Genomic DNA, 21,534 nt, shown 5'->3' on the forward strand with positions numbered 1-21,534 from the left:
GACGGGCGCTTTATATGCGCGGCCATGAGCGATGCGCAGGATACCGGGTTGCCCTTCATGAAGATGCATGGGCTGGGAAACGACTTTGTCGTGGTGGACGCGCGTGCGCGAGTGGTGGAGGTCACGCCGGCACTGGCGCAGGCGGTCGGAGACCGGCACCGCGGGATCGGATTCGATCAGTTGGCGGTGATCCGTCAGGGCGCGGATGACGTCGATGCGCACCTGGAATTCTGGAACAGTGACGGCACGCAGGCCGGGGCCTGCGGGAACGCGACGCGATGTATTGCGCGGTTTCTGCTGGATGAGACGGGCCGTGACAGGCTGCACCTGACCACGGCAAGGGGGGACCTTTACGCGGTGGATGCAGGCGACGGTCTGACCTCGGTCAACATGGGGGCGCCCTTGCTGGAGTGGGACGGGGTGCCGCTGGCCGAGGAGATGGACACGTTGGAGCTGCCCATCGAGGGCGGGCCGGTGGCCACCGGCATGGGCAATCCGCACTGTACCTTCTTCGTCGAGGATGCCGAGGCGATTCCGCTGGATAGTTTCGGGCGGCGGTACGAGCATCATCCGCTGTTTCCCGAGCGGACCAACGTGCAGGTGGCCAGCGTGATCGGCCCCGATCACATGCGGATGCGGGTGTGGGAGCGGGGCGTGGGCCTGACGCTGGCCTCGGGGTCTTCCTCCTGTGCTGTCGCGGTGGCGGCGGCGCGGCGGGGGCTGACAGGGCGCGATGTGCGGATCGACCTTGATGGCGGAACGCTTCGGGTCGAGTGGCGCGAGGATGGCGTCTGGATGACCGGGCCGACCGTGCATGTCTGTGACGGGGTGCTGACGCCCGATTTCCTTAGGGCCGCGTCATGAGCGCGCCGGTTTTCACAACGCTGGGCTGTCGGCTGAACGCCTATGAGACGGAAGCCATGAAAGAGCTTGCCGGCGAGGTGGGTCTGGAGAATGCCGTGGTGGTCAACACCTGCGCGGTGACCGCCGAGGCGGTGCGCAAGGCGCGGCAGGAGATTCGCAAGCTGCGGCGCGAGAACCCCGAGGCGCGGCTGATCGTGACGGGCTGTGCGGCGCAGACAGAGCCCGAGACGTTTTCCGCGATGGACGAGGTGGACGCCGTGATCGGCAACACCGAGAAGATGGTGCGCGACACCTGGGCCGGGTTGGCGGCGGACTTCATCGGCGAGACCGAGGCGGTTCAGGTCGACGACATCATGAGCGTTACCGAAACGGCGGGGCACCTGATCGACGGGTTCGGCACGCGGAGCCGGGCCTATGTGCAGGTGCAGAACGGCTGTGACCATCGCTGCACCTTCTGCATTATCCCTTACGGTCGCGGCAACTCGCGCAGCGTGCCGGCGGGCGTGGTGGTGGACCAGATCAAGCGGCTGGTCGACCGGGGCTATAACGAGGTGGTGCTGACCGGCGTGGACCTGACAAGCTGGGGCGCGGATCTGCCGGCGGAACCCAAGCTGGGCGATCTGGTGATGCGGATCCTGAAGCTGGTGCCGGACCTGCCGCGGTTGCGGATTTCGTCGATCGATTCGATCGAGGTGGACGAGAACCTGATGCAGGCGATTGCAACCGAAGCGCGGCTGATGCCGCATCTGCATCTGAGTTTGCAGCACGGAGACGACCTGATCCTGAAACGGATGAAGCGGCGGCATTTGCGGGATGACGCGATCCGGTTTTCCGAGGAGGCGCGCAAGCTGCGCCCCGATATGACCTTTGGCGCTGATATTATCGCCGGGTTTCCGACGGAGACCGAGGCGGCGTTCGAGAATTCGCTGCGGCTGGTCGAGGAGTGTGGGCTGACCTGGCTGCATGTCTTCCCCTATAGCCCGCGCCCGGGCACCCCGGCGGCACGGATGCCACAAGTGGACGGGCGGGCCATCAAGGAGCGGGCGGCGTGGCTGCGGTCGGCGGGTGAGGCGCGCGTGGCGCGGCATCTGGACGAACAGCAGGGACGGGTGCATCAGGTGTTGCTGGAGAATGCCCGGATGGGCCGGACCGAGCAGTTTACCGAGGTGACGTTTGGCAGTGATCAGCCTGAAGGGCAGATCGTGTCGGCCCGCGTGACCGGGCATGACGCGGCGCGGCTGACGGCGGACACGGCCTTGTGCTAGCGGGCGTGGTGCGTGCGGGGTCTTTTCCGCGAGCCATCGCAGCGCTTTGATTGTGACAGGGACAATTCTTTGCTGGCCGTGACGGAGGTCGTTGCGACATGGTGAGCGCAAAGGAGACCCGCCATGCATCCCAACCCGATCTTTCGCCAGACCCCGGAGGCGCGGAATGTCGCGTTCGCGCGGGCGCAAGGCTTTGGCGTGCTGGCGGTCGCGGCGGAGGGGGCGCCGCTGATGAGCCACGTCCCGTTCCTTTTGTCCGAGGATGGGGCGGTGGCGGAGTTTCACCTTGTGCGGTCGAACCCGATTGCGCGGGCGCTCTCCGCGCCCTTGCATGCACGGCTGGCTGTGGTGGGGCCTTACTCTTACGTGTCGCCGGACTGGTACGGGGCGGAGGACCAGGTGCCGACGTGGAATTACGTGGCGGTGCATCTGGTGGGTGACATGGAGTTGCGGCCGCAGGACGAGATGCACGATTTGCTGGACCGGCAGTCGGCGCAGTTCGAGGATCAGCTCTTGCCGAAAGCTCCTTGGACAATGGAAAAGATGACGCCGGACGTGCTGGACCGGATGATGCGGCAGATCGTGCCCTGCCGGATGCGGGTGGACGAGATCCACGGCACATGGAAGCTGAATCAGAACAAGTCGGATGACGTGCGCCTGCGGGCCGCCGAGGCGGTGGACGCATCGGGCATGGGCGTTGAGACCGGAGCCTTGGCGGCGCTGATGCGCGATGCGGGCAGCTAGACCACTGACCATCGAGGGCGTAGCTTTGGGAAGAATCGGAAGGACATGAATGATGCAACTGATCACTGCCAAGCCGTCCCCCTATGGGCGCAAGGTGAAGGTGACCCTGATCGAGACCGGGCTGATCGACCAGGTCGAGATTGTCGAGGTTAAGACAACGCCGGTGGCGACCGATGCGACGGTGGCGGCGGCGAACCCGGTGGGCAAGATCCCGGCGCTGATCCGGGACGAGGGGCCGACGCTCTATGACAGCCGGGTGATCTGTCGCTACCTGGATGCGCGGGCGGGCACGAAGCTCTATCCCGAGGGGCGGATATGGGAGACGCTGACACTGGAGGCGACGGCGGACGGCATTCTGGATGCGGCGCTGGCGATGGTCTACGAGCGGCGGGTGCGGCCCGAAGACATGGTGTATGAACCGTGGATCGAGGCGCAGTGGGAGAAGGTCGCGCGCAGCGTGGCGGCGATCAATGCGCGGTGGATGAGCCATCTGCGCGGGCCGCTGGACGCCGGCCAGATCGCGGTGGGCTGTGCGCTGGGCTATCTCGATTTCCGGCTGGATGACAGCGGCTGGCGCAAAGGGAATGACGCGCTGGCCGACTGGTTCAAGGCAATTGCCGAGCGCGACAGCATGAAAGCCAGCGCACCCGACTGAGTCAGAAGATGAAGTCGTCGGCGGCAAGCGGCGCTTCGACCCCGGTGAAAATGATCGAGTCACCGCCGCCGAGGTCGATCAGCGCCTGATCGCCGGAATAGGTGATAAGGCCTTCGATGTCGGCGAAGGAGGTGAAGCCGAAGCCGCCGATCCCGACCTGGTCGATGCCGGTCTCGAAATTGTCGATCACGTCGTTGCCGTTGCCCTGGATGAAATAGACCGTGTCCACATCGCCATCGTCTGTCAGGTAGATGAAATCGTCGCCCGTGCCGCCGAACACGATATCGACGCCGTCGCCGGTGTGGATGCTGTCGTTGCCGGCCTCGCCATAGAGATTGTCGTCGCCCGCGCCGCCCACGACCACGTCATCGCCGCCATTGGCGATGATTACGTCGTTGCCCAGCCCGCCGAACACGCTGTCGTTCCCCGCGCCGGTTTCGATCGTGTCGTCGCCGGCGAAGCCGTAGTATCGCGCGCCATCTGCCGTGTTGGTGTCAAAGATATGGTCGTCGTCTTTCGTGCCGTGCACCTCGCCGGGCAGGACACGGCCGCCGGGCGCGCCATCGTGGCTGTCTTCACCATCGGTGAAATCGCCGGGCAGGCCGGGGCGGTCGCCCAAGCTGAAAATGCCGTCATTGGGGGACTTCGTGCCGGTTAAGTCGTCGCTGGCACTGTCGATGAACTGGAAGCTGTCGCGTTTCATTGTGTGGTCCTCCGCGTTGAATATGACCCTGTGTCGGGTCGCGGAGCCGAAGCGTTCAAAGAAAGCGGCCCGGGGTGGAGACCCCCGGGCCCTTTCATGTGGCTCAGGTCAGCAGGCGCCGCAGCGGCGGGATGCGGGAGATTACCAGCACGTCAAGCGCGATGACCGCGATCAGGGTCAGGCCCGCCAGCGGGAAGGCCAGCGACACCAGCAGCCCCACCAGCACCGCGCCGGACCAGAGCGGCATGTTGGACGGCATCGGCGGCGGGGCAAGGCGGGCGCTGCCTGACGGGCGGCGTTTCCACCACATCACCACCGCCGTGACGCAGAGCATCAGCACGGTCAGGCAGAAGGCGGTGTTGGCCAGAACGCTCCACAATCCCAGCGTGCCCATGTGCAGCGCGATGCCGACGGCCATGGCCTTGCCCGCCAGCGAGTAATCCTCGTAGCGGATATCGGCGAGAATGCGGCCGGTGTAGCGATCCACGTGGGTGGTGCGGTCGGTCGTGGGGTTCACGTCGTCGGTGTTCATCGAGTCCCGCCCGAAGGTGTAGACGCCGGTGTCGCCCGTAGGCAGGTTCATCTGGTAGCGTCCGTCAAAGCCGATCCGGCGCGCGAGCGCATCCATGCTGTCGATATTGACCGGGGTGCCTTGGGCGAGGCCGTCGGTGCCGGCCATGCTGCCCGACGCGGGCAGAGGCGTCTGTTCCAGCACCCAGGGCACGTCGGCGCGGCCGGCGTTGAGGCTGGCATGGGTGGCGTCAGAAAGGGGGGCACTGTCCCATTTCTCGGTCGGGAACTGGCTCCAGGCCTGGACCATCTTGGCGCCCCAGATTCCCGTCCATGACAGGCCCGAGAGCAGGAAGAAGGTGAGGATGATCGAGATCCAGAACCCCGCTGCGCCGTGCAGGGCACGCCAGCCGGCGCGGCCCCGGCCCAGACGGGGAAGCAGTGCCTCGCGCCAGGTGCCGCCGCCACGAGGCCACCACATGTAAAGGCCGGTGGCGATCAGGACCATGCCGATGGAGGCGGCGATTTCCAGCATCCGGTCGCCGGTGACGCCAAGCCTGATGTCGCTGTGCAGGCTGTCGGCAAAGTCGTACCAGCCGCTGCGGCGCGGCCAGCTTTGGATGACCTCGGCGGTATAGGGGTCGATAGCGACCAGCTGAGGCCCCGAGGCATCGTCGACGCGGAAGACGGCGGCGACATCATCGGTGCGGGGCGCGATGTAGGCGCGCAATTCGCCGCCGGGAATGGCGGCCAGCGCCGCCTTGGCCTGGTCCGAGACGGCGGTGGGCGCCTTCAACGCGGTAACGGGGATGCGTTCGCCGTCGCGGCCATCAAGATGCGCGATCCAGAGCATCATCAGGCCGGTGATGGCCAGAAGGGCGAAGAAGGGGATGACGTAGAGCCCGGCGTAGAAGTGCCAGCGCCACGCGGCGCGGTAGAGTTTCTGCGGATCATGCGCAGCGGTCTGGGCCGCGCCCATGGGGGTAGGGTCGGAAACCATGAGGTTCTCCTTTGAAATGAAGCCGTTGGGTAAGTGCAGTCAGATCAAAGGTATGCAGGCGGTGCGCGGGGTTGCGCCGGAGGGAAGCCGGGGCGCGGAAGCGGGGCTGCCGCGTGGATGCGAACCGCGTCGCGATGGGTGGCGCGGATTGTGCGCGCTGCGACGATCGGGGCGATGACCGGATCGGCGGCTTTGGCATGTGTGACCCAGGGACAGGGCACGTCCTGCGCCTCGACCGGGGTGCCGGTTTCATCGACCGTGATGCTGCGCTGGGCGTCGCCGGTACACAGCACGACGGTGATGCCGCCGGGCTGGAACTGGGGCATGGTGCCCGGCGCGAAGGACGAAAAGGCGGTGAAGACGGACAGAAACGCCCAGAGCAGCATCAGGCCGATGCTGCGGGTCGCGCCGGAGCGGGGAGGGCGTTTCGTGGTCATGCAAGGTCAATAGCGCGCGCCAAGGGAGCGCGCCAGACCTCAGAAGCTGTAGCTGATGCCAAAATTGACCGCGTGGGTCAGCAGGTCGGTGCTGAGGCGGCCATCGGGCTGTCCGGGGTCGCCGTCGATGGTGATGTCGTTCTCGGAATACGTCATCTGGTATTCGCCGAAGAGCGCCCAGCTTTCAGTGAAGTCGTACTTGATGCCGGCGATGCCGCGCACGGCGGTGCCGGTGTTTTCGTAGTCGTAGGTCCGGTTGGTCGCGCCAACGGCCAGCGCGTCCACATGCGGAACGGCCACACCGAGGCCGCCGCCGACATAGGGCGTGAAGCGGCCCTGGTTGAACGCGCCCGGCCAGCGTTTCATCACGTTGGCGGTAAAGATGTTGTGGCCGTCCGACAGCTCGAACCGGCTGAGGCCCACGGCGGCGGCGTCACCGGCGGGCATGTAGGCCTTGGTGTGTGTGCCCTCAAGCCCGAAGCCCCAGTTGGTGTCGGTCCAGTACATGACGCGGCCACCGTAGTAGATGGGCGCATCGAAAGGCTTGCCTTCCCAGCCGATATTGCGGTTGAACGCAGCGCCACCGTTGGGCAGGACACCACTGGCGGAGCTTTCGGTCACGCCTTGCGCACCAAGATAGAAGCTGAGCTCGATCTCGGCGGCGGCGGGGCTGGCCATGGCGACGAGGGCGAACAGGGAAACACGAGCGGAATTCAGCATGATACGGGCCTTTGAAACAGAAGGGCGGGTTGCAACCGTCCTTACACCCATGGGCAGACCCTCACAAGCGCGACAGATGAGCACCCTCTTCAAATGATTGGCATTGTGCACTGGACGCCTCAGGCAAGCTTGGATAAATACGCGCATAATCGCGGTTTGAGCGGAGTCGTCCGTCTGCCGCATACGGGGATTTGCCTAGAAGGCTCAGACAGATTGGAGATTGGCTCGTGTCCCACGCAGAAGACCACGAAGGTACACGCAGAGATTTCATCTACTACGCAACCGCAGGCGCGGGTGCCGTGGCGGTCGGGGCAGCGGTTTGGCCGCTTGTCAACCAGATGAACCCCTCTGCAGACGTCCAGGCGCTCAGTTCGATCCGTGTGGATGTATCCGGTGTCGACCAGGGCTCGCAACTGACGGTGAAATGGCTGGGCAAGCCGGTCTTCATCCGCCGCCGCACCGAGGCCGAGATCGAGGCCGCGCGCAGCGTGGATGTCTCGAGCCTGCCTGACCAGGTGGCGCGCAACGAGAACCTGCAGGGCGAGGCCGCGGCAACCGACGAGAACCGCGCGCTGGACGAGACCGGCGAATGGCTGGTTCAGATCGGCGTCTGCACGCACCTTGGCTGTGTGCCGCTGAGCAATGCCGGCGACTACGTGCTGGACAGTGGTGTGGGCGGCTGGTTCTGCCCCTGCCACGGGTCGCACTACGACACGGCCGGCCGAATCCGCAAAGGCCCCGCGCCGGAGAACCTGCCGGTGCCGGTTGCCGAATTCGTCGACGAAACGACCGTTAAGCTGGGATAAGGAATAACACTCATGGCTGGAATTCCTCACGACCATTACGAGCCGAAAACCGGTGGCGAGAAGTGGCTGAATCGCCGCCTTCCCATCGTCGGTCTTCTGTATGACACGATCATGATCCCCACGCCCAAGAACCTGAACTGGATGTGGATCTGGGGGATCGTGCTGACCTTCTGCCTGGCGTTGCAGATCGTCACCGGGATCGTCCTGGCGATGCATTACACGCCACATGTTGACGAAGCGTTCGCGTCGATCGAGCATATCATGCGCAACGTCAACGGCGGACACATGCTTCGGTACCTGCACATGAACGGCGCCTCGCTGTTCTTCTTTGCGGTCTACCTGCATATTTTCCGCGGTCTCTATTACGGCTCCTACAAGGCGCCGCGCGAGATCACGTGGATCGTGGGCATGCTGATCTACCTGTTGATGATGGGCACGGCCTTCATGGGCTACGTGCTGCCTTGGGGTCAGATGTCTTTCTGGGGCGCCACGGTGATCACCGGGCTCTTCGGGGCAATCCCGCTGATCGGTGAGCCGATCCAGACCTGGCTGCTGGGCGGGCCGGCGGTGGACAACGCCACGCTGAACCGGTTCTTCAGCCTGCACTACCTTCTGCCCTTCGTGATTGCCGCGCTGGTTGCGGTGCACATCTGGGCGTTCCACACCACGGGCAACAACAACCCCACCGGTGTCGAAGTGCGCCGCACCTCGAAGGCCGAAGCCGAGAAGGACACCGTTTCGTTCTGGCCCTACTTCGTGATCAAGGACCTGTTCGCGCTGGCCGTGATCCTGGCGGTGTTCTTTGCGATCGTGGGCTTCATGCCGAACTACCTTGGCCACCCCGACAACTATATCGAGGCGAACGCCCTGGCGACGCCGGCGCATATCGTGCCCGAATGGTATTTCCTGCCGTTCTACGCGATCCTGCGGGCGTTCACGTCGGAAGTGTGGGTGGTGCAGTTCGCGTCGTTCATCACCGGCGGCATCATCGACGCCAAGTTCTTCGGCGTGCTGGCCATGTTCGGCGCGATTGCCGTGATGGCGCTGGCCCCTTGGCTGGACACCTCGATGGTGCGGTCGGGCCGGTATCGTCCGATGTTCAAATGGTGGTTCTGGCTGCTGGCGATCGACTTCGTCGTGCTGATGTGGCTGGGGGCGCGTCCGGCGGAAGAGCCCTATGCGACCTACTCGCTGATCGCGTCGGCCTACTGGTTCGCCTACTTCCTGGTGATCCTGCCACTGTTGGGCGTGATCGAGAAACCGTTGCCGCAGCCCGAGACCATCGAAGCGGATTTCGAGGCACACAAGGCGGCAAGCGGCGGCACGGCCACCGTAGCCAGCCCGGCCGAGTAAGAGAAAGGATCAGGCAAATGATGAAGACATTCGCGATCAGCGCAGTCACGGCCCTGGCCCTTTCGACCGGCGGCGCGCTCGCCGCCGGTGAAGAAGGCCACACCAAGGACGTGGACTTTTCCTTCGAGGGGCCGTTCGGCAGCTTCGATCAGTACCAGCTTCAGCGGGGGCTGCAGGTCTATACCGAGATCTGTTCTTCCTGCCACGGCCTGCAATACGTGCCGCTGCGCACGCTGAGCGACGAGGGTGGGCCGCATTTCTCGGACGCCGAGGTGCGGGCCTATGCCGAGCAGAACTTCGAGGTCTTCGACGAGGAACTGGACGACTTCCGTGCGGCACGCCCTGTCGATCACTTCCCGGGTTCCAACCTGGAAAACGCGCCGGACCTGAGCCTGATGGCCAAGGCCCGCGCCGGGTTCCACGGGCCGGCCGGCACCGGGATCAACCAACTTGTCAAAGGCATGGGTGGTCCGGAGTATATCTATTCACTTCTGACCAGCTATACCGGCGAGACCAAGGAAGAGGCCGGCACAACGTTCTATGAGAACGAGGCGTTCCCCGGCGGCTGGATCGCCATGGCGCCGCCGCTTTACGGTGAAGACGTGGAATATGCCGATGGTCACGCCAATGACCTGAGCGCCATCGCCAAGGATGTATCGGCCTTCCTGATGTGGACGGCGGAACCCAAGATGATGGACCGCAAGCAGGCGGGCCTGACCGGTGTGATCTTCCTGACGCTTCTGTCGGTGCTGCTGTACCTGACGAACAAGCGGATCTGGAAGCCGATCAAGAAGAAATACGAAAGCTGAGGGTTCAGCCTTCGCCGAGATTTCAGAGCCCCCGTTGCCATGCAGCGGGGGCTTTTGCTTGGGCGATGCGCGGCGGCTCAGCTTGCTGCGCCTCGATTCCGCGCAGGCTCAACGACTAACGCGGGAGCGGATTCAGCGCCTTGTTGTAAGGCTTCCAATCGGTGATCTCGGGGTAGTATTTCTCGCGCCAGCGCCGCACGCGGGGGTTCATCACCCGGCGCCAGAGCGGCGGGATCATCGCGGCCACGGTCATCACCGGGTAGCCGTAGGGTAGTTGCGGAGCCTCGTCCTCGGAGTAGTTCTGCAACAGCGGAAAGCGGCGGTTGGGCTTGTAGTGGTGGTCGGAATGGCGTTGCAGGTTGATCAGCAGCCAGTTCGATGCCTTCTGCGCGGCATTCCAGCTGTGCTGGGGTTTGACGTGTTCATATTTACCGTCGCCGAGATGCTTTCGGGTGAGGCCGTAGTGCTCGACGTAATTGACCAGTTCCAACTGCCAGATGGCGATAAAGGCCTGCCAGAGGAAAAGCGCGAGGCCGATCCAGCCGCCGATCAGCGCGGCGAGAAGCAGCATAAAGCCTTGCAGCGCCCAGTATTTCCAGAACGGGTTCTTGAGGTCCCACCATGGCTTGTCCTTGCGGGCCAGCATGGCCTTTTCGGCCTCCCACGAGGACACCAGGCTTTCGCGCAGGACGCGGGGGAAGAAGCGGTGGAATCCCTCGTTGTAGCGGGCCGTAACGGGGTCGCGCGGGGTGCCGACATGGCGGTGATGGACCTGAAGGTGCTCGGACCGGAAGTGGGAGTAGAGCACCATCGACAGGAGTGCGTCGCCCAGGAAACGCTCGCCTTTGTCCTTTTGGTGCATGAGTTCGTGCGAGAAGTTGATGCCGACGGTGCCGGAAATCACGCCCATGCCGAAGAAGAGCAGGATGGTCTCCAAAGCGTTCAGGTGCGCGTCGCCGGGGCCGGTGGCGTACCAGATCAGCCAGAAAAGCAAGGCGAACTGCACCGGCGGCCAAAGCACGGTGACGGCGGTGTACATGCGGATATGCCGCTCGCGCGTTTCGGGGTCGAGATTGTCCAGCTCCAGCCCCAGCACTGCGTCGAGCGCGGCGAAGAAATACCAGGTGAAGAGCGGCAGGAGGATCACCGTCCAACCGCCCTGCGTGGCGCTGAGGATCGCCAGCGGGACAAGCGAGAAGGCCGCCCAGAAGGGCAGCGCGCGTTGCAGGCGCGCAACCTTGTCGGGGCCGAGATACTTGGGCGTGGTGGTCTGCATGGCCTTCACCTTTTTGCCCGCGATTATAGTGCGATGCGCGGGGGCGGGGCGATTGCGCAAATCGCCTCAGGACGTGTTCGAGGTGCAGTCTTGCAAGGCTTCGCGGGCCAAGTCAAAAACCTTGCGCATGACGGTGGGGAACTCCGTCGGTTTGAAGGTGTGGGCGGGGACAAAACAGGTGGAGTCGGATGGAGTGTCCGCGTCCGGGCCAAGGCAGGCATAGGCGATCTTCAGGCGCAGGTGAAAATGGGTGAAGGTGTGGCGGGCCTCGGCGTCGAGCATTTGCCAGTCAGCGTCGAGCGGCGGGGCGGGGGTGGGCGCGTCGGACCAGTCGCTGCCGGGCCAGCCGAGCATTCCGCCCAGCAGGCCGCTGTCGGGGCGGCGTTCCAGCAGCCAGGCACCATCGGCGCGGCGGGCGACATAGGCGATGCCAAACCGGGTGGGCTTGGCCTTTTTCGGGGCCTTCTTCGGCAATTCGGCCTGCGTGCCGTTCGTGCGGGCGATACAGGGCGTGCGCCACGGGCAGATGCCGCAGGCGGGCGAGCGGGGCGTGCAGATGGTGGCGCCGAGGTCCATCACCGCCTGGGCATAGTCGCCGGGGCGGGTGTGCGGCGTGAGGGTCGCCGCGGCCTCTGTCAGTTGGGGCTTGGCGGTGGGCAGGGGCGTGTGGATGTCATGCAGGCGGGCCATGACCCGCTCGACATTGCCATCGACCACCACCGACGGCTGATCGAAGGCGATAGCGGAGATGGCGGCGGCGGTATAGGGGCCGATGCCGGGCAGCTTCTGCAATTCGGCGGCGGTGCCGGGGAACTGACCGTCATGGTCCGAGGCGACGACGCGGGCGCATTTCAGCAGGTTGCGGGCGCGCGCGTAATAGCCAAGGCCGGCCCATTCGCCCATGACCTGCGCGTCCTCGGCGGCGGCGAGGTCGGTCACGGTGGGCCAGAGCGCGGTGAAGCGTTCGAAATAGCTTTTTACGGCGGCGACGGTGGTTTGTTGCAGCATCACCTCCGACAGCCAGACGGCATAGGGATCGGGGCGCACGCCCGCCTTTTTGGCCTCGGGGGGCACGCGCCATGGCATCTGGCGGGCGTGGCGGTCGTACCAGTCCAGCAGCTCTGCGCTCATCTCGCTGTCACGCATCTGTTATCCCGCCTTTGCCAGCTTTGCGTTTGTTGTTCACTCTCATACCCCCTACATTAGGGCGAGGAAACGGGAGGTCAGCCATGCCCGCACATCGGGGCACGACGAAAGGCTTCAAGCGCAGCGGTGCCCTGTTGGGGGCGCAGATCCGGAAAGCGTCGGAAAGCCGGGGCTTTGCGGTGTCGCGCGTGGTGACCCACTGGCCAGAGATCGCGGGAGAAGAGATCGCCGCGATCTGCCGCCCGGTCAAGGTGAGCTATGCACGGCAGGGGTTTGGCGCGACGCTGGTCGTGCTGACGACGGGCGCACAGGCGCCGATGCTGGAGATGCAGAAGGAAAAACTGCGCGAACGGGTCAACACCGCCTATGGTTACAACGCCATCGCGCGGGTGCAGATCACGCAGACCGCGCCCACCGGCTTTGCCGAGGGGCAGGCGAGCTTCGAGCACCGGCCCAAGCCGGCAGCCAAGCCCGCGCCCAGCGAAATGACAGTGGCCGCGGCCGCCAAGCTGGCGCAGCCGGTGGGCGACGACGGCCTGCGCGATGCGCTGGAAACGCTGGGCCGGAACGTACTATCGAAAAGCAACACGCAGAAATCGTAAGGTGATAAGATGAAAAACGTGCTTCTTTCCGGGGCCGCGGCCCTTGTCCTGGCGGCCGGCGGCGGCTGGTGGCTGAGCGGGCAGACCGGCAACACGACGCAAGGCAGTGGCATGACCGACCTGCCCGGTGCGGCCAATGCGCAGGAGGCCTCGGACGCGCCGGCCGAAGAGATCGACACCTCCTCGATCGTGGAAATGACACTGGGTGAGGAAAGCGCGCCGGTGAAGATCGTGGAATACGCGTCCTTCACCTGCCCGCATTGTGCGAATTTTCACGAGAACCAGTTCAAGCAGCTGAAATCCGAATATATCGACAATGGCGACGTGCATTTCACCTATCGCGATGTCTATTTCGACCGCTACGGCCTGTGGGCGTCGATGGTGGCGCGGTGCGGCGGCGAAGAGCGGTTCTTTGGCATCACGGAGATGATTTATGACCAGCAGAAGGACTGGATCGGCGACGGGCAGGACCCGGTGGGCATCTCAGAGCGGCTGCGCAAGATCGGCAAGGTCGCGGGGTTGGACGATGAGCAACTGGATGCTTGCCTGAACGACGCCGACAAGGCCAAGACGCTGGTGGCGTGGTTCCAGGAGAACGCCGAGGCCGATGACGTGAATTCGACGCCGACGCTGGTCATCAACGGCGAGACGCATTCCAACATGTCCTATGACGAGTTGAAGGCGATGATCGACGACCAACTGGCCGAATGAAGCCCGCGCCGCTGGCCGGGCTGAAGGTTGTCGAACTGGCCCGGATCCTGGCCGGCCCGTGGGCCGGGCAGGTGCTGGCCGACCTGGGCGCGGACGTGATCAAGGTGGAAAGCCCCGCCGGCGACGATACGCGCCAGTGGGGCCCGCCGTTCATAGAGCGGGACGGCGACCGCTCGGCCGCCTATTTCCACTCCTGCAATCGCGGCAAACAAAGCGTTACCGTTGATTTCCGCACCGAGGCGGGTCAGGCCCGTGTCCGTGAGTTGGTGGCGGAGGCCGACATCCTGATCGAGAATTTCAAGGTCGGCGGGCTGGCCAAGTACGGGCTGGATTATGCGAGCCTTGCGAACGTGAACCCGGGGTTGATTTACTGCTCGATCACCGGGTTCGGGCAGGACGGGCCTTATGCGGGCAAGGCCGGATATGACTACATTATCCAAGGCATGTCGGGTCTGATGAGCATGACCGGCGATCCTGAGGGCCAACCGGTGAAAGTGGGCGTGGCCGTGACGGATATCTTCACCGGCGTCTATGCCAGCACCGCCATCCTGGCCGCATTGCACCAGCGGCAGGCGACGGGCAAGGGCCAGCATATCGACATGGCGCTCTTGGATACTGCGGTGGCGGTGACGGCGAACCAGGCGATGAATTACCTTGCCACGGGCACGCCGCCGCAAAGGCTGGGGAACCAGCATCCGAACCTGGCACCTTACCAGGTGTTCGAGTGTTCGGACGGCTTCCTGATCGTGGCGGTGGGCAATGACGCGCAGTTCGGGCGGTTCTGCGACGTGCTGGGCGCGGCGGAGGTGAAGACCGCGCCGGACTATGCCACCAACGCCGACCGGGTGGCGCATCGCGATGCGCTGACCGAGGTTTTGACCGGATACACGATGCGTCTGACAAAGGCCGAGTTGCAAGCCGGGTGCGAGGCGCAGGGCGTGCCGGTGGGACCGATCAACGACATGGCGGAGGTTTTCGCCGATCCGCAGGTCGTGGCGCGGGGCCTGAGGGTGGAGGTGGACGGGGTGCCGGGCGTACGAAGCCCGATGCGGTTTTCCGATGCGGACCTGTCGTTGCGCCGCGCCTCGCCGAAGCTGGGCGAGGACGATCTGGCGTGATCCGATTGTGTGGCTGCGCCACGCTTTATTTTTTGGATTTGAGTATTTGAGGAACAGTGAAAGCCGGGTCAGAGGCCGAGGTTTTCCAGCTTGGCATCGATTGCCGACCAATCGGATAGGTTGAGGCGGACCGGCAGGGTCAGCACCTTGCGGCGGAAGGTCGGGGGCAGGCGAACGGCGTCCTTTTCGGTGGTGACGAGCTGGGCATGGATGAGCGCGGCCTCGTTTTCCAGCCGGGTCATCAGCGCCTCGGTCAGGGGCTGGTGATCGTCCAGCGCCTCGGCCCGCGAGAGGGTGGCACCGAGACCGCGCAGGGTGGCGAAGAATTTCTCGGGGTGGCCTATGCCCGCGAACGCGAGAAAGCGGGTGCCTGTCCAGTCCATGCCGGTTTGCAGCGGTTCCAGCTTGCCGCCCACATGGGGGATCAGGATGACGTGGCCCCATGTCTTGCGGAACTCGATCTGGGCGGCGTCGGGGCCGATCGAGAGCAGCAGGTCGGCGCGGTCGAGGCCGGTCTGAACGGGTTCGCGGAGGGGGCCGGCGGGTATGCAACGGCCATTGCCGAAGCCCTTGACCGCGTCGACCACCACGACCGAGAGGTCACGGGCCACCGACGGGTTCTGGTGGCCGTCATCCATGACGATCACATCTGCGCCGGAGGTGGCCGCGGCCTCGGCTGCAAGCGTCCGGTCGCGGGCGATCCAGGTGCGGGTGAAGGCGGCGATCAGCAGGGGCTCGTCGCCGACATCGGCCGCGGTGTGGCTGCGCTCGTCCACCTCGACGGGGCCCTCGAGACTGCCGCCGTGACCGCGCGAGATGACGGCAGGGGTGCGCCCGCGCGCCTGCAGGTGCTGCAAGAGCGCGATGACCGTGGGTGTCTTGCCGGTGCCGCCGGCGTTGATGTTGCCGACACAGATCACCGGCACTGGCGCGCGATAGCCCGGTGGTGTGGCCACGCGGCGGGCGGTGGCGCGGGCATAGAGTGCGCCGAGTGGCGATAGTGCACGGGCGCGCAGGGATGGGCGGCGCGGCGGGGTGTCCCAGAAGGCGGGTGCACGCATCAGCGGACCTCCAGTTGGTCGAGGCGGTCGTTCAGAAGATCGGCGATCCGGTCGGTCAGTTCGGCGCTGCGCGAGGCGACCTCCCACGCGGCATGCGCCATGGCGGCGGATTGATCCGGGGGGATCAGGCGCTTGACTGCGGCGGCCAGTGTTTCGGCATCGCGGACGATACGGGCGGCGCCGGCCTCGGCAAAGCGCGAATAGCTGGACAGGTAGCGGCGGATGTTGGGGCCGTAAAGGATGGCCGAGCCGTGGGCGGCGGGTTCGTTCGGGTCGCAGCCATGGGCGCCGGAGATCAGAGAACTGCCCATGAAGGTGATCGGCGCGAGCCGGTACCACAGGCCCATCTCGCCATAGGTGTCGGCGAGGATGACCTGTGTCGTCTCATCGGGGAAGGTGCCGGTCGACCACGTGATATGGCGCATCCCGGCCTCGGCCAGGGCGTCGGTGAAGGGGGTGGTGTCCTCGGGCGTGTCGGGGACGACGATCAGAAGGGTGCGGTGGGAAAAGCGGCTGACCTCGCGGTGGGCAGTGAGGATCGTGCCGATTTCCTCGGGGCGGAGCATGGCGGCGAGCCAGACCGGACGGCCAAGCAGCAGGGCGGCGAGTTCGGTGCGGTCGGTCTCGTTATGGGGCAGCGAAACGGTGCCTTCGAGGAGCGGGCCGGTGACGGAGAGCGTGCGTTCCGGCACGCCCATGCGACGCAGGTAGCGGGCTGATGCATCGTCCCTTGCCATGACGAACTCGAACTGCCGCAACAGGGCGCGGGGCAGGTCGGGAAACCAGCGCCAGGCGGGGCGGGACATGGCGGTTTCGGTGGCGTCGATCAGAGCCATGGGGATGCCGGTTTCGGCCGTGCGATCCATCAGTGCGGGGTGAAGGGCGCCGCCGGTCCAGAGGGCGATGTCGGGCTGCCAATGGGTGAGGAAGGACGCGGCGTTGGCGACGGTATCCTCGGGGAGTTGTTCGACCATGACCTCGGCCCGGGCCTTGAAGGGGGCGTCGGGCGCGGCGCCGGCGGTGGTGAGCAGAAGCGACAGTTCGGGCCGGTGCAGGCGCAGCCGGTCGAAGAGTTGCAACAGTGCGTCGATATGGATCGTGTCGGCGGCGTGCGCCCAGAGCAGACGGCCCGGCGGGCGCGGCGCGGCGGGCGTGTAACGGCGTGCGGGGCCGCGCCTTGCATAGGCGAGATAGGCGGCGAGGCTGAGCGAGCGGCTCATGGCCGAAGCATGTGGACTTGGGTGAATAAGTCCCGGAAATCAGGGTTGTAGGAGCGCTGCACCATGGGGTCCTTCGCGGCGGGCCGGGTTCTGCGCAGGGTATTGGATTGCCGGGCGGGGTCAAGAGAGGCCGGCGGGTTGACCCTGGCTGCGGAATGGGGCCAATGGATGGGATGATACCGGAGAACGCCCGATGACGAAGCCCTTTTTGATCCTTCAGCTGCGCCCCGAGACTGAAGCCGCGGATGACGAGTTTGCGGCGATCCTGCGCAAGGGCGGGCTGGAGGCGGGCGGCACGCGCCGTATCCGGATGGACCAGGAGCGGCTGCCGGAAGATATTGTTCTGGAAGATTATTCCGGCGTGATCGTGGGCGGAGGGCCGGGCTGTGTCAGCGATGCGCCGGAGGACAAATCCGAGATAGAGGCGCGGATCGAGGCGGATGTGCTGGGGCTGATGCCAAAGGTGACGGCGCGGGATTTTCCTTTCCTGGGTTGCTGTTACGGGATCGGGATTCTTGGTGCGCACCTGAAGGGCGATGTCAGCAAGCGGGCCTTTGGAGAGGCAGTGGGCACGTCGGCCTGCGACGTCACGCCGGAGGGCAAGGAGGACGCGCTGCTGGTCGGCGTGCCGACGGCGTTCGACGCCTTCGTGGGGCACAAGGAGGCGTTGCAGGATCTGCCAGAAGGATGCGTGCATCTTGTGAGGTCCGAGGCGTGCCCCTACCAGATGTTGCGGTACAAAGAGCATGTCTATGCCACCCAGTTTCACCCCGAGGCGGATGCGGCAGGGTTCGAGACGCGGATCAGGATCTATCGCGACCGGGGTTATTTCCCGCCCGAGGATGCCGATGACCTGATTGCCATGTGCCGGGCGGCGGACGTTTTCGCGCCCGAGATGATCCTGCGGAATTTCGTGCAGCGTTACGCGCAAGGGTAACGCCTGCGAACAGATGCAAACCCGCGTCGGTATCACGTCGGTATCCGGGTGGTATGGCGACGGTGTGATTTTTTGCGTTCCGGCGGTTCACAGAGCGTGCGATGCGAGGACACCTTTGACGGCGGTGCCGATCAGATCGCGAACGCGCCCCCGCTCGACCGGGTTGTTGGCGTCATGTATCATCGGTCGTCGGGTCGATCATCGTTTCGATGAGCGTGATCTTTGTCGCCGGGAAGCCACTGAGTTCGGCGTGCCGGGTGATGGCGTCCTCGTCGTCTGCAAGATAGACGCAGAATGTCTTGTCCCCGGCAACGTACGAATGCTGCCACTGCACCTTTGGGGCCAGTTGCGCCAGCGCCGCGTTCGACGTGTTGGCAGCACCGCACAGTTCGTCACCGCTCATCGCACCGACACCAGGGATGTCTCTTTCGATCATGTACTTGTTCATTGGTCGGTCTCCTTTCAAATCCGGGCCTTCGGCGCGTGGCGTCAGGCCTGCAAAACGGGTTCCGGCATCGCGTGGGCGGCGAGCGCGGTGGCATAGGACGGGGTCTCGCGCACCGTGCTGCACAGCCGAGCCAACGCGGGTCGTTGCGACAGGGCCTTGTCCCGGTCGCTGATCCACTCCGCCAGCATGGCTAGGTAGAAATCGAGAACCGTCAGCCCGCGCGGCAGAAAATAGGGGGCGCCCGCGATGTGATTTTCCATCAGATCGAAGAAGGCAGCGTAGTCCTTGTCGCCCTGCGCCTTGACCTGGCGGATCGCATCCCTGTCCCGTGCGTAGCGTTCTGGATGGCCGACCCGGCCGGAGGTGATATAGCCGGCCGTCGACATCACGCTGAGCCAGAACAGAAAGTCTCCACGATCGGGGTCGCCGGGACGTGGCGTCAGACCGGACGTCGGGGCCATTTCGCCAAGATGCGTCACGATGGCGCTGGTTTCGCCCATGATGCCGCCATCAGGAAGTTGGAGTGCGGGGACGCGGCCCGCTGGATTGCGCGCGAGGAATTCGGGCTCGAGATGTTGTCCGGCGCTCATGTCGACATACTCCATTCGGTAGTCGGCATTCATCGCTTCGAGCGTGGCCTGCACCACGATCGACCCGGCCATGTATTCCCAGAAAAGCGTGTACATTTGCAAACCCCCAATATGCTGTGCGTCGCGGTCAGGTTCAGTATCCGAACACCGGCTAAAGGATGCACGGCAGATTTTGCTTGGTGTGGCTAAAGGAAAGCTTTAGCCTTGACGTCATGAAACTCTCGCACCTCAATGCATTGAGGGCGCTGGAAGCGACCCTCAGGTTGGGCAACTTCTCTGCCGCGGCGATGGAAATCGGCATAACGCCAGCAGCGGTGGGTCAGCGCGTGCGTGCGCTGGAAGACTATCTTGGTCGACCGTTGTTCGAGCGGTCGGGTACCAGGGCGGTGGCGCGGCCAGAGGCGCGGCAGGTCGCGCGTGGCCTGAACGGCGGTTTTGCTGCGATCGCCGAGGCCCTGGAACAGTTGAAGGCACAGGAGGCGTCGCAGCGGCTTCGGGTCACGCTGCCGGAATCCTTTGCCGAAAACTGGCTGTCGTGGAGCCTGTCGCAGTTTCAGAGGGATCACCCCGGCGTCGAGCTTGATCTGGATGCGTCGAACCGGGACGTGGACCTGATGGCAGAGGATTTCGACCTGGCCGTGAGATACGGGTCCGAGCCGGGCGAAGACTACGACTCTCGCCTGCTTTTCGGGGACGCGGTGCTGCCGGTCTGTGCGCCGGACTTCGCACGCGCGCATGCGATCGACGGGTCGGCGCGCGACCTGTCGGAGATCCCGTTGATCCATGTGCTGAACCGGACCGGCGACCCGGATTGGGTCGGATTCCGTGAATGGGGCGCGCGCTTTGGGTTCGCGCCAGCGGACATGGAGCATGGCGTGCGGTTTTCCAAGACAAGCTCGGGATTGCAGGCGGCGGTTTCGGGGCAGGGCCTGATCATGGCAGGGATGGTTGAGGCCTATCACGGTCTGCGCATCGGCCAACTGGTCGCGCCGTTCGGCGCCGCGATGACATATCCGACAGCGTATGCCTATCGCATCCTGTGGGATCGAAGGAAACGGCTGTCGAAGGCGGCGGAAGCCTTTGTCACCTGGCTATTGCAGCAGGCGGAACACCATGAACAAGAGTGTCCGAGGGTGCTGGGCGCCACATCCGACTGACAGTTTAGATGCGCGGAGAAAAAAGCCCTGCCGTCGGAACGACAGGGCTTTTCGGTGTTCGGTAACGCTCCGAACGGAGGAAATCAGATGCGCAGGAACGGCTGCGCGATGCGTGGGATGAAGCCGCGGAAGCGCAGGGGCGCGTCGGTGACGGCGAGGCAGATGCAGTCGGCCCCAACCTCGGCCACTGGCGTGTGGTCGAGGTCTTCGTCGGCGATCTCGATGTCGCCGGGGCCGAAACGGTCGACCTCGTCTGCGAAGGCGCCTTGCAGAACCAGCGTCAGTTCCGTGCCGCGGTGGCCGTGGTCGGGCACGGCGGCGCCGGCGGGGATGTAGAGCAGGCGGGCCGTGGCCTCGCGCGACGTGGGCAGGATGGCCTGTTTCACGCCCATGCCGACGGATTTCCATTTCACCGCGTCGAGGTCGCCGCCGATGTAGTCCTGCACCGGGCGCGGCAGCGTGCCGATGGCGGGTGCGGCCGTTGCGGGGGCGGTCATGTCGACCGCGTCGATCAGGGCCAGCGTATCCTCGAAGGCTGTTTCGGACAGGTCGGCATCGCTGCACTCTTCCATCAGGGCACCGCCAACCGCGTCGAAGGACGCGAGCCGGGCGCGGCATTCATCGCACATGGAAATATGCGCGGCCACCGCGAGGCTGAACGCCTCGGGCAGGGTGCCCGCGGAGTAGGCCATGAGCAACTTGTCACTCAGGTGATGTTTGATCGTGTCTGTCATCGTCTCAATCACTTCATCTGGTGGCGCAGGCGGTCCAGCGCCAGTCTGATCCTCGATTTTATGGTCCCGAGCGGGAGGCCGGTTTCCTCGGCGATCTCGGAATGGGTGAGGTCGCCGAAATAGGCCTTTTCGATCAGGTCCTTCTGTTTTTCGGGCAGCTGCGCGATGGCGGCGCCCAGTTTTTCGCTCTCCTGTTGCAGGGCCAGGGCATCGGCCTGGTCTGGTTCCTGCTCCGGGCCCCAGGGCAAATCCTCGGGCTCGGGTCGTCTTTGCTTGCGGATCGCATCAATCCTGCGGTTCCGCGCGATGGTGAAGATCCAGGTCGCCGCGCTGGCGCGGGAGGGATCGAACATATGGGCCTTTTGCCAGAGGGTCGCCATGACCTCCTGTGCGCATTCCTCGGCCAGTGAGGCATCTGTACCGGACTTCATCAGGAAGGCTTTGACCCGCGGCGCGAAATGCGAAAACAGCCGCTGAAAGGCGGCGCGGTCGCGCTTGTCGCGTATCCGGGCGATGACTTGCGCCCAGTCCTGGGTATGCTCTTCCGTCTTCTCGATCACCGGTTCAATACTCTTGCCGTTGCCACGGATCGAAAGCAGCGCGCCCACCGGAGGCGGGACGTCGGCACTGGTGCCGGTGATCTCGAGGGCGTCAGCATCACTGAACAT

At 64.8% G+C, this 21,534-nt stretch carries 24 protein-coding genes; 12 read left to right on the plus strand and 12 right to left on the minus strand.

The features are described from left to right. Positions 1 to 24 precede the first annotated feature (24 nt). The 4 genes from dapF (at position 25) to PVV74_RS08760 (ending at position 3,528) form a co-directional block, all read left to right on the plus strand. A complete protein-coding gene (dapF, locus tag PVV74_RS08745) occupies positions 25 to 864 on the plus strand; it encodes a diaminopimelate epimerase (RefSeq protein WP_274592912.1) in 840 nt (279 codons plus the stop codon). Continuing rightward, positions 861 to 2,129: a tRNA (N(6)-L-threonylcarbamoyladenosine(37)-C(2))-methylthiotransferase MtaB gene (gene mtaB / locus PVV74_RS08750; RefSeq protein ID WP_274592913.1), complete on the plus strand. Its 1,269-nt coding sequence runs from the start codon at positions 861 to 863 to the stop codon at positions 2,127 to 2,129. Before dapF ends, mtaB begins: the two co-directional genes overlap by 4 nt. A 123-nt stretch (positions 2,130 to 2,252) precedes the next feature. After that, positions 2,253 to 2,873 (plus strand): FMN-binding negative transcriptional regulator, encoded by a 621-nt coding sequence (locus PVV74_RS08755; protein WP_274592914.1) that lies wholly within the window; start codon positions 2,253 to 2,255, stop codon positions 2,871 to 2,873. Positions 2,874 to 2,925: 52 nt separating this feature from the next. Continuing rightward, the gene (locus PVV74_RS08760; RefSeq protein ID WP_274592915.1) at positions 2,926 to 3,528 is read left to right on the plus strand and encodes a glutathione S-transferase family protein; all 603 of its coding nucleotides are present in this window, start codon (positions 2,926 to 2,928) and stop codon (positions 3,526 to 3,528) included. 1 nt (position 3,529) lies between these two features. Here PVV74_RS08760 and PVV74_RS08765 read toward each other — a convergent pair whose 3' ends face one another. From PVV74_RS08765 to PVV74_RS08780, 4 genes are all read right to left on the minus strand, one after another. Next, on the minus strand, positions 3,530 to 4,231 hold the full coding sequence (locus tag PVV74_RS08765) for a calcium-binding protein (protein WP_274592916.1): 702 nt from the start codon (positions 4,229 to 4,231) through the stop codon (positions 3,530 to 3,532). 103 nt (positions 4,232 to 4,334) lie between these two features. After that, positions 4,335 to 5,741: a PepSY-associated TM helix domain-containing protein gene (locus PVV74_RS08770; RefSeq protein ID WP_274592917.1), complete on the minus strand. Its 1,407-nt coding sequence runs from the start codon at positions 5,739 to 5,741 to the stop codon at positions 4,335 to 4,337. A 44-nt stretch (positions 5,742 to 5,785) separates the two neighbouring features. Then, the gene (locus PVV74_RS08775; RefSeq protein WP_103762844.1) at positions 5,786 to 6,178 is read right to left on the minus strand and encodes a hypothetical protein; all 393 of its coding nucleotides are present in this window, start codon (positions 6,176 to 6,178) and stop codon (positions 5,786 to 5,788) included. Between the two features lie 39 nt (positions 6,179 to 6,217). Then, positions 6,218 to 6,898: an outer membrane protein gene (locus PVV74_RS08780; RefSeq protein ID WP_274592918.1), complete on the minus strand. Its 681-nt coding sequence runs from the start codon at positions 6,896 to 6,898 to the stop codon at positions 6,218 to 6,220. A 227-nt stretch (positions 6,899 to 7,125) separates the two neighbouring features. Between PVV74_RS08780 and petA the strand changes: the two genes are divergently transcribed. The 3 genes from petA to PVV74_RS08795 are packed head-to-tail and all read left to right on the plus strand — an operon-like array spanning position 7,126 to position 9,866. Then, positions 7,126 to 7,704, plus strand: coding sequence for a ubiquinol-cytochrome c reductase iron-sulfur subunit (gene petA, locus PVV74_RS08785; protein ID WP_103762846.1), 579 nt, complete (start codon positions 7,126 to 7,128; stop codon positions 7,702 to 7,704). Positions 7,705 to 7,716: 12 nt separating this feature from the next. Next, positions 7,717 to 9,057 (plus strand): cytochrome b, encoded by a 1,341-nt coding sequence (gene petB, locus PVV74_RS08790; protein WP_103762847.1) that lies wholly within the window; start codon positions 7,717 to 7,719, stop codon positions 9,055 to 9,057. A 17-nt stretch (positions 9,058 to 9,074) separates the two neighbouring features. After that, the gene (locus PVV74_RS08795; protein WP_103762848.1) at positions 9,075 to 9,866 is read left to right on the plus strand and encodes a cytochrome c1; all 792 of its coding nucleotides are present in this window, start codon (positions 9,075 to 9,077) and stop codon (positions 9,864 to 9,866) included. Between the two features lie 115 nt (positions 9,867 to 9,981). On the opposite strand, the gene PVV74_RS08800 is transcribed toward PVV74_RS08795, so the two are convergent. Together PVV74_RS08800 and mutY are read right to left on the minus strand one after the other, a co-directional pair. Then, the gene (locus PVV74_RS08800) at positions 9,982 to 11,142 is read right to left on the minus strand and encodes an alkane 1-monooxygenase (protein WP_274592919.1); all 1,161 of its coding nucleotides are present in this window, start codon (positions 11,140 to 11,142) and stop codon (positions 9,982 to 9,984) included. Between the two features lie 66 nt (positions 11,143 to 11,208). Further along, entirely contained in the window at positions 11,209 to 12,288 is a 1,080-nt protein-coding gene (gene mutY, locus PVV74_RS08805) for an A/G-specific adenine glycosylase (protein WP_274592920.1), read from the minus strand. 83 nt (positions 12,289 to 12,371) lie between these two features. Here mutY and PVV74_RS08810 point away from each other — a divergent pair, with 83 nt between their 5' ends. From PVV74_RS08810 to PVV74_RS08820, 3 genes are read left to right on the plus strand one after another with little or no spacing between them, the layout of a single operon-like run. Next, complete coding sequence (locus PVV74_RS08810) at positions 12,372 to 12,890, plus strand: DUF721 domain-containing protein (protein ID WP_103762851.1); 519 nt, start codon at positions 12,372 to 12,374, stop codon at positions 12,888 to 12,890. Between the two features lie 9 nt (positions 12,891 to 12,899). Beyond that, positions 12,900 to 13,601, plus strand: a complete 702-nt coding sequence (locus tag PVV74_RS08815) for a DsbA family protein (RefSeq protein ID WP_103762852.1) — start codon at positions 12,900 to 12,902, stop codon at positions 13,599 to 13,601. Continuing rightward, the gene (locus tag PVV74_RS08820; protein WP_103762853.1) at positions 13,598 to 14,719 is read left to right on the plus strand and encodes a CaiB/BaiF CoA transferase family protein; all 1,122 of its coding nucleotides are present in this window, start codon (positions 13,598 to 13,600) and stop codon (positions 14,717 to 14,719) included. Before PVV74_RS08815 ends, PVV74_RS08820 begins: the two co-directional genes overlap by 4 nt. A gap of 68 nt (positions 14,720 to 14,787) precedes the next feature. On the opposite strand, the gene lpxK is transcribed toward PVV74_RS08820, so the two are convergent. Then, entirely contained in the window at positions 14,788 to 15,780 is a 993-nt protein-coding gene (lpxK, locus tag PVV74_RS08825) for a tetraacyldisaccharide 4'-kinase (protein WP_274592921.1), read from the minus strand. Then, the gene (locus PVV74_RS08830) at positions 15,780 to 17,000 is read right to left on the minus strand and encodes a 3-deoxy-D-manno-octulosonic acid transferase (RefSeq protein ID WP_274592922.1); all 1,221 of its coding nucleotides are present in this window, start codon (positions 16,998 to 17,000) and stop codon (positions 15,780 to 15,782) included. Before PVV74_RS08830 ends, lpxK begins: the two co-directional genes overlap by 1 nt. Before the next feature lie 193 nt (positions 17,001 to 17,193). Here PVV74_RS08830 and PVV74_RS08835 point away from each other — a divergent pair, with 193 nt between their 5' ends. After that, positions 17,194 to 17,937: a glutamine amidotransferase gene (locus PVV74_RS08835; RefSeq protein WP_103762856.1), complete on the plus strand. Its 744-nt coding sequence runs from the start codon at positions 17,194 to 17,196 to the stop codon at positions 17,935 to 17,937. A gap of 172 nt (positions 17,938 to 18,109) precedes the next feature. On the opposite strand, the gene PVV74_RS08840 is transcribed toward PVV74_RS08835, so the two are convergent. After that, the gene (locus tag PVV74_RS08840) at positions 18,110 to 18,385 is read right to left on the minus strand and encodes a DUF4242 domain-containing protein (protein WP_103762857.1); all 276 of its coding nucleotides are present in this window, start codon (positions 18,383 to 18,385) and stop codon (positions 18,110 to 18,112) included. A 41-nt stretch (positions 18,386 to 18,426) separates the two neighbouring features. Next, the gene (locus PVV74_RS08845; protein ID WP_103762858.1) at positions 18,427 to 19,071 is read right to left on the minus strand and encodes a glutathione S-transferase family protein; all 645 of its coding nucleotides are present in this window, start codon (positions 19,069 to 19,071) and stop codon (positions 18,427 to 18,429) included. Positions 19,072 to 19,187: 116 nt separating this feature from the next. Between PVV74_RS08845 and PVV74_RS08850 the strand changes: the two genes are divergently transcribed. Continuing rightward, complete coding sequence (locus PVV74_RS08850) at positions 19,188 to 20,132, plus strand: LysR substrate-binding domain-containing protein (protein ID WP_274592923.1); 945 nt, start codon at positions 19,188 to 19,190, stop codon at positions 20,130 to 20,132. An 83-nt stretch (positions 20,133 to 20,215) separates the two neighbouring features. On the opposite strand, the gene PVV74_RS08855 is transcribed toward PVV74_RS08850, so the two are convergent. After that, positions 20,216 to 20,866 carry a ChrR family anti-sigma-E factor gene (locus tag PVV74_RS08855; protein ID WP_103763005.1) on the minus strand — a complete coding sequence of 217 codons (651 nt, stop codon included), beginning with the start codon at positions 20,864 to 20,866 and terminating at the stop codon, positions 20,216 to 20,218. 8 nt (positions 20,867 to 20,874) lie between these two features. Further along, entirely contained in the window at positions 20,875 to 21,534 is a 660-nt protein-coding gene (locus PVV74_RS08860; RefSeq protein WP_103762860.1) for a sigma-70 family RNA polymerase sigma factor, read from the minus strand.

It is taken from the genome of Roseovarius sp. SK2 (assembly GCF_028807495.1).
GTDB lineage: Bacteria > Pseudomonadota > Alphaproteobacteria > Rhodobacterales > Rhodobacteraceae > Roseovarius > Roseovarius confluentis.